At 72.3% G+C, this 11,728-nt stretch carries 13 protein-coding genes; 8 read left to right on the top strand and 5 right to left on the bottom strand.

From position 1 onward, the window contains the following. Nucleotides 1–194: 194 nt before the first annotated feature. Nucleotides 195–749 carry an Rv1733c family protein gene (locus ACQUSR_RS30435; RefSeq protein ID WP_431046065.1) on the bottom strand — a complete coding sequence of 185 codons (555 nt, stop codon included), beginning with the start codon at nt 747–749 and terminating at the stop codon, nt 195–197. A gap of 164 nt (nt 750–913) precedes the next feature. Between ACQUSR_RS30435 and ACQUSR_RS30430 the strand changes: the two genes are divergently transcribed. From ACQUSR_RS30430 to ACQUSR_RS30415, 4 genes are all read left to right on the top strand, one after another. After that, nucleotides 914–1,798, top strand: coding sequence for a universal stress protein (locus ACQUSR_RS30430; protein ID WP_431046063.1), 885 nt, complete (start codon nt 914–916; stop codon nt 1,796–1,798). 179 nt (nt 1,799–1,977) lie between these two features. Then, nucleotides 1,978–2,400, top strand: a complete 423-nt coding sequence (locus ACQUSR_RS30425) for a CBS domain-containing protein (RefSeq protein ID WP_431046061.1) — start codon at nt 1,978–1,980, stop codon at nt 2,398–2,400. Between the two features lie 129 nt (nt 2,401–2,529). After that, nucleotides 2,530–3,897: a TrkH family potassium uptake protein gene (locus ACQUSR_RS30420; protein WP_431046059.1), complete on the top strand. Its 1,368-nt coding sequence runs from the start codon at nt 2,530–2,532 to the stop codon at nt 3,895–3,897. Then, the gene (locus tag ACQUSR_RS30415; RefSeq protein WP_431046057.1) at nt 3,890–4,612 is read left to right on the top strand and encodes a potassium channel family protein; all 723 of its coding nucleotides are present in this window, start codon (nt 3,890–3,892) and stop codon (nt 4,610–4,612) included. Before ACQUSR_RS30420 ends, ACQUSR_RS30415 begins: the two co-directional genes overlap by 8 nt. A 78-nt stretch (nt 4,613–4,690) precedes the next feature. Here the strand turns inward: ACQUSR_RS30415 and ACQUSR_RS30410 are convergent, their stop codons facing one another. Further along, nucleotides 4,691–5,407 (bottom strand): TetR/AcrR family transcriptional regulator, encoded by a 717-nt coding sequence (locus ACQUSR_RS30410; protein ID WP_431046055.1) that lies wholly within the window; start codon nt 5,405–5,407, stop codon nt 4,691–4,693. A 96-nt stretch (nt 5,408–5,503) separates the two neighbouring features. Here ACQUSR_RS30410 and ACQUSR_RS30405 point away from each other — a divergent pair, with 96 nt between their 5' ends. The 3 genes from ACQUSR_RS30405 to ACQUSR_RS30395 all read left to right on the top strand — a co-directional run bounded on the left by ACQUSR_RS30405 (nt 5,504) and on the right by ACQUSR_RS30395 (nt 8,798). Beyond that, nucleotides 5,504–6,256, top strand: a complete 753-nt coding sequence (locus tag ACQUSR_RS30405; protein WP_431046053.1) for a siderophore-interacting protein — start codon at nt 5,504–5,506, stop codon at nt 6,254–6,256. Nucleotides 6,257–6,392: 136 nt separating this feature from the next. Next, nucleotides 6,393–7,331 carry a hypothetical protein gene (locus ACQUSR_RS30400; protein WP_431046051.1) on the top strand — a complete coding sequence of 313 codons (939 nt, stop codon included), beginning with the start codon at nt 6,393–6,395 and terminating at the stop codon, nt 7,329–7,331. Nucleotides 7,332–7,388: 57 nt separating this feature from the next. Continuing rightward, nucleotides 7,389–8,798 carry a CAP domain-containing protein gene (locus ACQUSR_RS30395; protein ID WP_431046049.1) on the top strand — a complete coding sequence of 470 codons (1,410 nt, stop codon included), beginning with the start codon at nt 7,389–7,391 and terminating at the stop codon, nt 8,796–8,798. Between the two features lie 33 nt (nt 8,799–8,831). Here the strand turns inward: ACQUSR_RS30395 and ACQUSR_RS30390 are convergent, their stop codons facing one another. The 3 genes from ACQUSR_RS30390 to ACQUSR_RS30380 form a co-directional block, all read right to left on the bottom strand. Beyond that, on the bottom strand, nt 8,832–9,905 hold the full coding sequence (locus ACQUSR_RS30390) for a S1 family peptidase (protein WP_431046047.1): 1,074 nt from the start codon (nt 9,903–9,905) through the stop codon (nt 8,832–8,834). 358 nt (nt 9,906–10,263) lie between these two features. Further along, on the bottom strand, nt 10,264–10,695 hold the full coding sequence (locus ACQUSR_RS30385) for a DUF6256 family protein (RefSeq protein WP_431046045.1): 432 nt from the start codon (nt 10,693–10,695) through the stop codon (nt 10,264–10,266). A 30-nt stretch (nt 10,696–10,725) separates the two neighbouring features. Beyond that, complete coding sequence (locus tag ACQUSR_RS30380; RefSeq protein ID WP_431046043.1) at nt 10,726–10,971, bottom strand: DUF6186 family protein; 246 nt, start codon at nt 10,969–10,971, stop codon at nt 10,726–10,728. Between the two features lie 264 nt (nt 10,972–11,235). Between ACQUSR_RS30380 and ACQUSR_RS30375 the strand changes: the two genes are divergently transcribed. After that, nucleotides 11,236–11,700 carry a DUF6153 family protein gene (locus ACQUSR_RS30375; RefSeq protein WP_431046041.1) on the top strand — a complete coding sequence of 155 codons (465 nt, stop codon included), beginning with the start codon at nt 11,236–11,238 and terminating at the stop codon, nt 11,698–11,700. The last annotated feature ends 28 nt before the right edge of the window (nt 11,701–11,728 follow it).

Raw genomic sequence — 11,728 nt, 5'->3', positions numbered from 1 at the left:
CCTGGGCATGCGGCGTGCCGCCGAAGCGCGCTCGGCGTCCGGCATCCGTCCCGAAGCGCGCCCGGCGTCCGTCCCAGGGCGCGCGTCTTCATCCGTCCCGGGGCGCGCTCGGCGTCTTCATCCGTCCCGGGGCGCGCTCGGCGTCTTCGTCCGTCCTACGGCGCGCTCGGCGTCCGTCTTCCGTCCTGCGGCGCTCAGCCCGGCAACCGCCGGGACCACACGGGCTCCAGTTCGTCCCACTCCTTCTCCCACTGCGCGCACCGGCGGTGGTCCAGCGCCCGGCGGATGGCCGCCCGCGTCCCCCACACCACCGTGGCGCCCGCCGCCGCGGTCATGGCGCCCGCCGTCCAGCCGGTCGACATCGCCGCCGAGGACGGCAGCGGCGCCGTCGTGACCTTCCCGGCCCGGTCGACCCAGACGCGCACGGTCTCGCCCTTCTCGGTGCCCGGCGGCACCTCGGCCACGCCCGTCCGTGCCGCGCCGTTCTTCTCGGTCCACCGCACCGGTGCCCTTTGCCGGTCCTCTCCGGCACGGGTGACGGGGGCACCGCCGGCGTCCTCGGTCAGGTGGGCGGTGACCTGGTGCCGCTCCGCCGCCTGGGAGCGCGCGGTGCGCAGCTCGGAGGTGTAGGCGGCCGATCCCGCGGCGAACGCGAGGACCGGCACACCCAGCAGGAGCAACACCATCAACAGTCTGTTGAGCCACTGCTCGGCGACATCGGACGGCCGTCTCAAGGCGTCGGCTGCCATGGCTCCCCGCCTCCTCGCCTCGGCGCTCCCCCGGTACCAATAATTCCGGAAATCAAGCCAAACAGCACCAGATCATCTGTTGGGGGTACTCGTGGAGGTAGTCGGCCTGGAAGGTCGGCTCGCTGAACAGCACAGAGGCCATCGACAGCACGGAGGCCATCGCCATGGAGGACGTCGTCACCGTAGGCCTCGACGGCTCGGCCGAGAGCCTGGCCGCCGCGCGCTGGGCCGCCCGGGAGGCCGACCGCCGCCGCCTCACGCTGCGGCTGCTGCACGCCTGGATCATGCTGGCCGCCGCCTCGAACGGGGTCCCCGCCGAGCGGGACCAGAACTACTGGGCGGAGCGGATCGTGCACGACGCGGCGAAGGAGCTGCACAGGCGCCATCCCGAGCTGCCCATCGTCGAGGAACTCGTGGCGGAGGACGCCTCGCGGGCGCTCTTCGACGCGGCCACCCACTCCCGCATGCTGGTCCTGGGTTCCCGTGGGCTGAGGGCCATCGAGAGCTTCTTCCTGGGAGACATCAGCCTCTACGTCACCGCGCGCGCCGAGCAGCCCGTCGTGCTGGTCCGCGCGGCAGCGGGCACGGCCGCGGGGGACGGGGAACCCGCACCCGCCGCGGGGCGGACCAGGGTGGTGGTCGGGCTGAGCCTGCACGAGCCCTGTGAGCGGCTCCTGGAGTTCGCGTTCGACACCGCCGCCGGACGGGACGTACCCGTGTACGCCGTGCACGGCACGAGTCTGCCGGTCGCCGCGTACGCGCCCTGGGGCGTGGACCCGGATGTCGCCGACGAGTACCGGCAGGGCGCCCAGAAGCAGCTGAGCGAGACACTGCGGCCGTGGCGGGAGCGGTTCCCCGGGGTGCAGGTGACCGGGACCGTGGTCCTGGAGAGCGCCGCGCGAGCCCTGCTGCGCGCCGCCGGCAACGCCGAGCTGCTGGCCGTCGGGCGGCGCCTGCACCGCCCGCCCGTGGCGCCCCACCTCGGCCCCGTGGCGCACGCGGCGGTGCACCACGCCATGTGCCCGGTCGCCGTCGTCCCGCATGACTGAGCCCGGCGGACGAACCCGGCGGACGAACCCGGCGGGGGAACACGGCGGAGGAACACGGTGAGTGAACGCGGTGAGTGACCAAAAGCCTCACGCTGCACGCATATTCGGCGCCGAATGGGTACTCGTGTCGCGGAACGAACGGTAGCCCCGGCTACGTACGCCGCCTTGAGGAGGCAGCCATGAAGACCGCACGGGAGATCATGCACGCTGGCGGTACCTGCATACAGGAGAGCGAGACGCTGGAGACCGCCGCACGGCGGATGGCGGACCTGGGTGTCGGCTCGCTGCCGATCTGCGGGCCGGACGACCGGCTGCACGGGATCATCACCGACCGCGACATCGTGATCAAGTGCCTGGCCAAGGGCAAGGACCCGAAGACCACGACGGCGGGCATGCTGGCGCAGGGCAAGCCGGTGACGATCAGTACCGGGGCGGACACGAACGAGGTGCTGCGCGCCATGGAGGAGCACCGGATCCGGCGGCTACCGGTGATCGACGACAAGCACCGCCTGGTCGGCATGATCAGCGAGGCGGACCTCGCGCGCAACCTGCCGGAGGATCAGGTGGGCCACTTCGTCGAGGTGATCTGCGCGCCGTCCTGACTCTCCCGCTCCTGACTCCCCTGCTCCTGGCTCCCCACTCCAGGGCTTCCTGATGGGCCGTCCGTACGCGATGCCGTTAAAGTCGCGTACGAATCGGGTCAGGGACGTGGCGACGAGGGGACCGGAACCGTGGACGAACGCGTGCGAGCTCGGCGCCGCGTCTTCACCGCCCATCCCGCTCGTACGGTCGTCCTCGCGTTCGCCCTGGTGATCCTCCTCGGCACGGCGCTGCTGTCACTGCCGGTCGCCTCCGAGGACGGCCGGACCACCGGGTTCGTCACCTCGCTGTTCACCTCGACGTCCGCGGTGTGCGTCACGGGCCTGACGGTGGTGGACACCGGGACGTACTGGAGCGGCTTCGGCGAGGGCGTCATCCTCGCGCTCCTCCAGATCGGCGGGTTCGGCATCATGACGATGGCGTCCCTGCTGGCCCTGCTGGTCTCCGGGCGGCTGCGGATGCGGATGCAGCTCACGACGCAGGCGGAGGCCAAGGGCCTGGGCATGGCGGAGGTCCGCCGGGTGCTGCTCGGCGTCGCCGGGACCACGCTCGCCGTCGAGCTGACGGCTGCCACGATCCTCGCGCTGCGCCTCACGTTCGGCTACGACGAATCCCCCGGCCGCGCAGCATATCTGGGCACCTTTCACGCCGTCTCCGCGTTCACCAACGGGAGCTTCGGGCTGCACGCCGACAGCCTGACGCGCTACGCCACGGACCCCTGGGTGACACTGACCGTCGCCTTCACCATCATCCTCGGCGGCATCGGCTTCCCCGTCATCCTGGAACTGCTGCGGCACCGCAGGCGGCGGGCCCAGGGGCGGCCCAACTGGTCACTGAACACCAAGCTGACGCTGGTGGCCACGGCGGTGCTGCTGTTCGGCGGCACCCTGCTCATCTGCCTGCTGGAGTGGACCAACTCCGGCACCCTCGGCGCCTTCAGCACCCCCCAGAAGGTGCTGAACGGATTCTTCGTCTCGGCGGCGAGCCGGACGGCGGGCTTCAACACCTTCGACGTCGGATCCCTGCACCCCGCGACCCTGCTGCTGATCTCCATTCTGATGTTCATCGGCGGCGGCAGCGCCGGTACCGCGGGCGGCATCAAGGTCACGACGTTCGCGGTGCTGGCCGCCGCCATGTCGGCCGAGGTACGCGGCGAGAACCACGCGGTGATCATGCGGCGGCGGCTGACGCCGGACCTGGTGCGCCAGGCGCTGACCGTCGCCCTGCTGAGTGTGGGCGTGGTGGTGGCCTCGGTGCTCGCCCTGCTGACCGTGACCGAGGAGCGCATGGAGGCGGTGCTCTTCGAAGCCGTCTCCGCGTTCAGCACGACGGGCATGTCCACCGGCATCACTCCGGACCTTCCGGAGTCGGCGCGGCTGATCCTGATCCTGCTGATGTTCGTCGGGCGACTCGGCCCGATCACCCTGGTCTCGGCCCTGGCGCTGCGCGAGCGGACCCGCCGTTACCAGCTACCCGAGGAGCGACCTGTCATTGGCTAGCTATCTGCATGCCCTGCGCCGCCGCCGGCACCGGAAGCGGCCGGCGGCCCGGCACGTGCCCCTGGGCGACCAGCGGGTCGCGGTGATCGGCCTCGGCCGGTTCGGCTACTCGCTCGCCGGCGAGCTCATGCGACGGGGCTGGGAGGTCCTCGGCATCGACACGGACGCGGCCCTCGTCCAGAAGTACAGCGAGACCCTCACCCACGCGGTGGTCGCGGACTGCACCGACCCGGAGGCGCTCGCCCAGCTCGGCGTGGGCGAGTTCACCCGGGTCGTCGTCGGCATCGGCACGGACATCGAGTCGAGCCTCCTGATCAACTCCAACCTGCTGGAGGTCGGCGTACCGAACATTTGGTCCAAGGCCATCAGCCGGCAGCACGGCCAGATCCTGCGTCGGCTGGGCGTCCACCACGTCGTCCTGCCGGAGTACGACATGGGTGAGCGCGTCGCCCATCTGGTGACCGGGCAGATGCTCGACTTCATCGAGTTCGACAGCGACTACGCCCTGGCGAAGACGATCGCGCCGAGCGTCGTACGGGGTATCCCGCTGGGCGAGAGCCGGATCCGCAGCAACTACGGCGTCACGGTGGTGGGCATCAAGCGCATGGGTGAGGACTTCACCCACGCGACGGCGGAGACGGTCGTCGAGAAGGGCGACGTGATCATCGTCACCGGGCGGACCGCGGCTGTGGAGACGTTCTCCGCGCTCGGCTGAGGCGTCCACCGCCGCCCCGGCCCGGGCGCCGGGCGGCTTCAGGCCGGTCCGCGGCGGGGCGTGCCGCGCGGCACGCCCTCACGCGACGGCGTACTCCAGCCCCAGCAGGGCGCACAGATCCCGCAGGCACTCCTCGAAGACCGGCTCCAAGTCCGTGTAGGCGAAGTCCAGTTGGCCAAGGACCTCCATGCACAGCAGCCCGTAGAGCCTGATCCAGCAGGACAGGAAGACGTGCAGGGCCTCGGGTGGCAGGCGTCCGTCCGTCGCCGACGCGTACGCGCGCAGCTGCCGGCGCAGGGAGGGGGCCAGGTCCGCGAGGTCGGGCGCCGGGAACGCCCGCGTCTCCCACAGGTCCGCGACCTGGTCCAGCAGGACTCGCTCGAACCGCTGCCCGGCCAGATAGCGCGGCGAATCCGCGTGCTTGCCCGACGGCGGTATCGGGCTGGCGAAGATCCAGCCGAACTCGGCCGGATGGGCCGTCGCCCAGCCGCGCATCGCGCGGCAGGTGGCGAGGAGCCGCCGCGCGGGCGAGCGGGAGGCGTGCGCGTCACGCGCGGCCTCCATCTCCTCGGCGAGCTCCCGGTACAGGTCGGCGGTCACCGCCCCGACCAGCTCTTCGTGGCTGGAGTAGTAGTGGTAGAGGGCGGGGCCGCTCATCCCCACCTCCCGGGCCACGGCGTTGATGGTCACCGCCCCGGGTCCGCGCGTGGTCAGCAGCCCGCGGACGGCCGCGTGGATCTCCGCCAGGGTCGCCCGGCGCACCCTGTCCCGCCGGCTCGTGGCCCGCTCAGCCATCCGCTCACTCCCCTTCGCCGCTCGGCGTTGACAGTCTAGAGCATCTATGTTTGCTTAATGGCTCTAAGGAAACCTAGAAGCCGTAGGGGGAGTGTCGTGAGCACGAGAGTGCGCCGTCCACTGGCCAAGGCCTTCGCCAAGTACTCGATGGAGGCGGTCGTCACCGAGGCCGAGCTGGTCACGCCCACGATGCGGCGGATCCGCCTGGTGGCCGACGAGCCCATCACCTTCCCGTACACCCCGGGCCAGCACGTCAGGGTCCAGATCAACGACCCGCTGTCCGTGTACGGGATCCTGCGCCCGAGCGAGACGCTGCGCACGTACACCATCTGGGAGTTCCGCCCCCAGGAGCGCGCCCTGGAGCTGCGCGTCCATCTGTACGGCGGGGACGGCATCGGCCTGAGGTGGGGGCGCGACGTCCGGCCCGGCGAGCCGGTGACGCTGTGGTGGCCCCAGGGCGACTTCACCCTCCGGGAGGCGCCTTACCACCTGTTCATCGGCGAGGAGACGGCGAGCGCCGCGTTCGGCCCGATGATCCGGGCACTGGGGCCCGCGGCGTGGCTGTACGGGGTGCTGGAGAGCGACTCCGCCGAGCACGACCTGCCCATGCCCGGCCCGCACCGGCTGCGCCGCGTACACCGCGCGGGCGCGTCGGCCGCCTCCTCGCGGACGCTCCTCGCGGCAGTGGCCGGACTCGACCTGCCCCGCACGGTGGGGGCCGCATACGTGGCCGGGGAGGCCAGGACCTGCCAGATGGTCCGCGACCACCTCGTCAAGGAGCGCGGCTGGCCACGCACCGCCATCAAGGTCAAACCGTTCTGGACCCCGGGCAAGCGCGGGCTGCACTAGCCAAGGCGATGCTGGTCCAGACCTTGAGACGCTCACATCCCGGCATACGGACAGGTAGTGTCGCAGTTCCGCCCATCGAGGTAACGATCCGTTCCAAGATCTCCTTCTGCGTCGACACCGCCCGTACGCTCGCCCAATGCTCTTCGGAATACGTCGGAAGTCCGCTCCGCGCCTCACCCCCGAACTCGACGACAGCGCCCTCGGCCGGGTGCTGGTGCAGTTGCAGGCTCCGCCCACCCCCGGCCTGCGGGACCTGCACGTCGATCAGATCGAGAACGTGATCACGCAGAGCGCGGACTGGGACCGGCAGACCCACCGAATGGCTGTACTCGCCGAGACCGCGCAGGCCGGCAACCTCTCCGAGGCCTGGGTCGTCCGCCGTCCCGGCAGCGCCCACGCGCTGACCTTCCAGGCGTGGGTGGACCTGGTACGCGCCCAGCGGTCGGGCACCATGCCGGACGAGCGAGCGACCGTCGACCGGTGCCACCGGGCCACGGAGCTGGCGCCGCAGGACCCGACGCCGTGGGTCGTGCTGCTGGGAGTGCTGCGAGCGCTCCAGGCCCCCTCGCGCGAGGTCTTCCCCGTCTGGCGCGAGGCGACGGCGCGCGACGCGTGGAACCGGGAGGCGTACCTCCAGATGCTCGGCTACCTCTCCCCCGAGGAATGCGGCTCCCACGTCCAGCTGCGCGACTTCATCGACACCGTCCGGTCCCGTATCCCGTCCACGGCCCCGGCTGTCGGCGTGGAGCTGGCGGCAGCCGTCCAGAACCACCACAGGATCGTGCAGGAAGGCGGCATCAACGGGCTCCTCGCCGACCGGCAGTGGACGCACCCGCCCGCCGCCAACGCCCTGAACCAGGCGTTCACCGACTGGACCCGCCCCGGGTTCCTGAGCCATGCCGCCGCCCTGGCCGACCTCAACGTCCTCGCCTACGCGCTGGCCCAGGCCAACCGCCTGACCGACGCCGCCGCCGTGTTCACCCTGATCGAGGGCCGGGTCACCTCCTGGCCGTGGCGGCTGAACGGGGATCCGCTGCGGACTTACGCGCACTTGCGGGAACGCGCACTGCGCTGAGCACGTTTCCCCGGATGAGCGGGCCGTCGCCGGCACGGCCCCTCCGGGGGGTGGACATTGAACGAGCTGGTGCCCGGCGGCAATACGGTGCTGCCGGACGGCGCGCTGGTCATCCGCGTGCCGGGCCCCTTCGACGTGTCCGTGCTGATCACCGGTGACGAGGGCAAGGTCGCCGGGGACGGCGACTTCGTGTTCTTCAACCAGCCCTCAGCTCCGGGCGCCCGGCTGCGCGGTGACACCGTGACCGTGCGGCCGGAGCGGCTGCGCCCCGGCGCGAGCCGGGTGACGGTGGTGGTCTCCCCCGCCGATCCCGGCACCCCGCTCGGGCGGCTGCCCGCGCCGAGCATGAGCGTGACGCGGGAAGGCGGAGCGCCTGTCGCCCGCTTCACCCCGCCGCGACCCGCGCGGGAGACGGTCCTGCTGCTGGCCGAGCTCTACCGGCGGGGCGCCCAGTGGAAGCTGCGGGCCCTCGGCCAGGGATACGCGGACGGTCTGGCGGGCGTGGCGCGCGACTTCGGCGTCGATGTCGTGGACGACGCCGGTGCCGCGCCCGATGCCGATGCCGCAGGCCGCCCCAGCACCGCGCGCGGCGGGGTGGCCGCGGCGGGGCCCGCCGGTGCCCCCGGCCCGGCGCCGCGGCATCCAGCCGGCACCGCCGCCGCGGCCGCGCCCCCCGACGGGTTCGTCGGTGCGGTCAACTCGGCGCGGCTGCGCTTCGGTTGCCCGCCGGTGGCCCTCGACCGCCGGCTCGCCGCCGCGGCGCAGGCCCACGCCGAGGCCATGGCCGGCGACGGGCGGCTCGGCACCGCGAGCCGCGGCGGGACATCGGTCCACCACCGGATCGCCGCCGGCGGATACGCGTGCCTGGGCATCGCCGAGCACCTCGTCTCCGGCCCCCGCACCCCCGCCGATCTCGTCGACTACCTCCTGGCCGACGAGCGGCGCAGCGGGCCGTTCCGCGACCGGGCGTTCGTCCATGTGGGCGTCGGCCGGGCCGTCAACGGCGGCTCGGGCGACGTCTTCTGGACGGCGCTGTGGGCCGAGCCCTTCACCGCGGCCGGGCTGGCACGTACGGCCTCGGAGGTCATCGCCCTCACCAACGCCCAGCGGGCCGCCGCCCGGCTGGCCCCGCTCGCACCCGACCCCCGCCTGACAGTCGCCGCCCAGGCGCACAGCGACGACATGGTCGGCCGCGACTTCTACTCCCACACCAGCCCGGACGGGCACCAGCCGTGGGACAGGGCCGCGGCCGCGGGGTGTGCCCACCGGGGGATCGGCGAGAACATCGCCTGCGGCCAGCGCACCCCCGCCGAGGTGGTCGAGGGATGGATGAACAGCCCGGGCCACCGCGCCAACATCCTCAAGCCCGACTTCACCCACATAGGCATCGGCTACGCCGTCGGCGGCGCGTCGGGCACGTACTGGACACAGCTGTTCGGCGCGTCCGCCGGGCGGGCTCGCAGGTGAGCCCGCCCGGCGGACTGAGGACGTCAGAAGCCGTCAGCCGATCCGCGAACCGGTCGCCCGAAGGGCTTCGGCCACCGGCTGGTAGTAGGTCTGACCGCCCAGGGTGCAGTCACCGCTGCCCCCGGAGGTCAGGCCCAGCGCCGTGCTGCCCGCGAAGAGCGAGCCGCCGCTGTCGCCGGGCTCGGCGCAGACCGACGTCTGGATCAGGTCGTCGACCGTGCCCTGCGCGTAGTTGACGGTCACGTTGACCGCGAGCACGGAGCCGCTGTGCACGCGGCTGGTGCTGCCGCTGCGCAGCACCCGCTGGCCCACGATCGGATCGCCCGCCCGGGTGATCGGCTGCGTCCTGCCGTTGTACAGGTTCACCGCGCTCGGGTGGGCGACGTTGGCGGTGTACGCGGCGAGGCCGTAGTCATCACTCGGGAAGCTGCTGCCCGTCGTCGAGGCGATCTCCGGTCCGCCCCGCGTGGCGGACCAGGTCTGCACCCGGCTGGTGCAGTGGCCCGCGGTCAGGAAGTACGGCCGCCCGGCCCTGATGACGTTGAATCCGAGCGAACAGCGGGCGCTGTCGCCCCAGATGGCGTCGCCACCGGCGATCAGCGGCTGGATCGTGCCCGTCGTCCGCCTGACCGTGGCCCGGTCACCGAGCGAGGAGACGGCCTTGTTCAGCCGGGACAGGGCGGTGCTTTTGACCGTGCGGTCGGCGGTGACGACCACCTTGTTGAGCTTCGGGTCCATCGCCCAGGCCGTACCGGGGATCGTGGCCTTGCCCTTCAGGGTCTCGCGGGCCTCGTCCAGGGACTGGAGCGAGTGTTTGACGACCTGGGCCTCGGCACCGGCCGCCCGGACCTTCTTGGCGGCCGCCGCGTTCAGCACGTTGACGACGAGCTTGCGGTCCTTGGCGTCGTAGTAGGAACCGGCCGCGTCCGCCCCGAGGTCGGAGCTGATGGTCGTGGCCAGCTTCCCGGCCGCGGTGGCGGTCAGGGGGGCAGGGTCAGCGGCGGGAGCCGCGGTCGCGCTCTGCAGGGTGATCGCGGCGGTGGCCAGCGCCATCACGCCCGCACCGGCGATGACCGAATGATGCTTGCGTATGCTTGTGCGCTTCAACTCAAACCTCCAGTGGGGGCACAGGCCCGGCAATCAGGGCACAGACCCGACAACAGGGGTCCGGAACCCGCAGGGGACGCGGGCACTCCCGTCATGAGGGAGCCACGTCCCTGCCACATCGCCCCGCCGGGCACTCCCCAGGCACGCCCGTGCCACACAGGCCGCGTTCACAACGTGTCCGTCGTGAGGCACGTGTGCTGCCCGAGTCACAGACCATACGTAACCCGCCCACGCCGCAGCCGCACCCCGGCGCCCGGCGGAATCCGCCGACGGCTCCGCGCTCGGACCGTGTCCGCCCGCTGCGCGACCTGGTGTTTCGGGAATTCGAGCCCGACGGGCCGCCGCTCGCCCAGCCGCGTCACGCCTGACGCCTCCCGCCCGCGGGAGGCGGCCGCACCCCCCGGCCCCGCCTCCGGCGCATCCGCTCGGACGTCCACGACGCGAAGAGGAACACCGGCAGGGCGATTCCCGCCATCAGCGCGGAACCGGTGAACGCGCTCGCCAGGAAGTGCCCCGCCACGCGCGCCACTCCGTAGTAGTAGCCGACCACCACGACCATCAGCAGCAGATACCCGCCGACGGCGGTACCGAGGACCTGTCGCACGAGGCCGGGCCAGCCCCTCCTACGGGGTACGACCGGAATACGTCCGCCGCGTCGGCGACCCGCACCGGTCCCCCGCGCGTCCCGGACCGGGTGCCGGCGCAGGATGCGCAGGCCGACGGCGAGATAGCCCATGACCAGCAGATAGCCGACCAGCATGACCGCGATGTTCGTCAGGGTGGGGAGCACGGCTGAGCCCTTCGGTCGTCGGCGGCGGCCCTATTGGGGGTCCTGCCCGTCCCGGAGCAGAAAGTGCCAGCCCCGGACGAAGGTGTGCCAGCCGAACCACAGCCACAGCGCGAACAGCGCCCAGCGTCCCACCGGATAGCGCATGACCGCGCGCATGGCGTCGCTGAGGGTCGGAAAGGCATCACCCGTCCGGATCAGGGAGACGCCCTCCCACGCGAAGAGCGCGCCGAACAGCACCGCCCAGACCAGATACCCGATCACCGGATGCTCGCCCACCGCGCCTCCCATCACACTCGTGTGACCGCTCCGCCGGTCCGGAGCGGCGATGGGTCGATCATCCGCCACCGGCGGCGCGCGAGGCGGACCCGGCGGCCAGGGCCGCGACGTGTCGGATCATCAGTACCCGCGTGCCCCGCGCCCCGGGCACCCCGAGCGGCCGCCGACCGCGCCGCGCCCCGCGATCGTTCACGATGGCCGGTTCACACACTGTTCGGACAGACCGCGTGCGAGGCGGTGGCGCGATGCGGCTAGGATCACGGCATGGTCACGGCCCGGCCGCCTTCCAGCCTGCTGCGGGCCCGCCGCACGTCGGCGGGTCCCGTTCGCGTGGTGTGGCTGGCGGCGCTGCTGCTGGGCCTGTTGTACACGCACGGACTGAGCGGCGAGAGCGTCGCCGGCCACATGGCCGCGGGTTCGTCCGTGACGGCGGCGTCCACGCACACCGCTCGGACACATGCGGAAGTCGGCGGGACCGCCGTGGCAGCGGTTGCCGACCACCCCGAACCCCGTCTCGGCCCCGGCCACCACGACCACGAGGAGTCGGGGCACGCCGCGCCGGACTGCCTCTCCGGCAAGCCCCAGCACGGCATTGACCTGCCGATGCCCTGCGCCGCCCCGCCGGCCGCGGTCCCGTCCGCGCCCGCACACCATGGCGCGGTCATGCGGCGCGGCCCGGCCGAGACGCCCCCGCCACCTGCCAGAGATTCGGCGATCCTGCGGATCTAGGCCGACACGGTCCGAACCGGCCGTCGGC

The sequence above is a fragment of the Streptomyces sp. P1-3 genome, from assembly GCF_050613155.1.
Classification (GTDB): domain Bacteria; phylum Actinomycetota; class Actinomycetes; order Streptomycetales; family Streptomycetaceae; genus Streptomyces.
Note: the sequence above shows the minus strand (reverse complement) of the source record. Positions and strands in the feature narration are given on the sequence as shown.

Bases quoted from the DNA above. Each gene is read 5' to 3' on its own strand.
- ACQUSR_RS30375 (WP_431046041.1), top strand. From the start codon at position 11,236: ATGGTCACGGCCCGGCCGCCTTCCAGCCTGCTGCGGGCCCGCCGCACG.
- ACQUSR_RS30435 (WP_431046065.1), bottom strand. From the start codon at position 749: ATGGCAGCCGACGCCTTGAGACGGCCGTCCGATGTCGCCGAGCAGTGG.
- ACQUSR_RS30410 (WP_431046055.1), bottom strand. From the start codon at position 5,407: ATGGCTGAGCGGGCCACGAGCCGGCGGGACAGGGTGCGCCGGGCGACC.
- ACQUSR_RS30425 (WP_431046061.1), top strand. From the start codon at position 1,978: ATGAAGACCGCACGGGAGATCATGCACGCTGGCGGTACCTGCATACAG.
- ACQUSR_RS30430 (WP_431046063.1), top strand. From the start codon at position 914: ATGGAGGACGTCGTCACCGTAGGCCTCGACGGCTCGGCCGAGAGCCTG.
- ACQUSR_RS30400 (WP_431046051.1), top strand. From the start codon at position 6,393: ATGCTCTTCGGAATACGTCGGAAGTCCGCTCCGCGCCTCACCCCCGAA.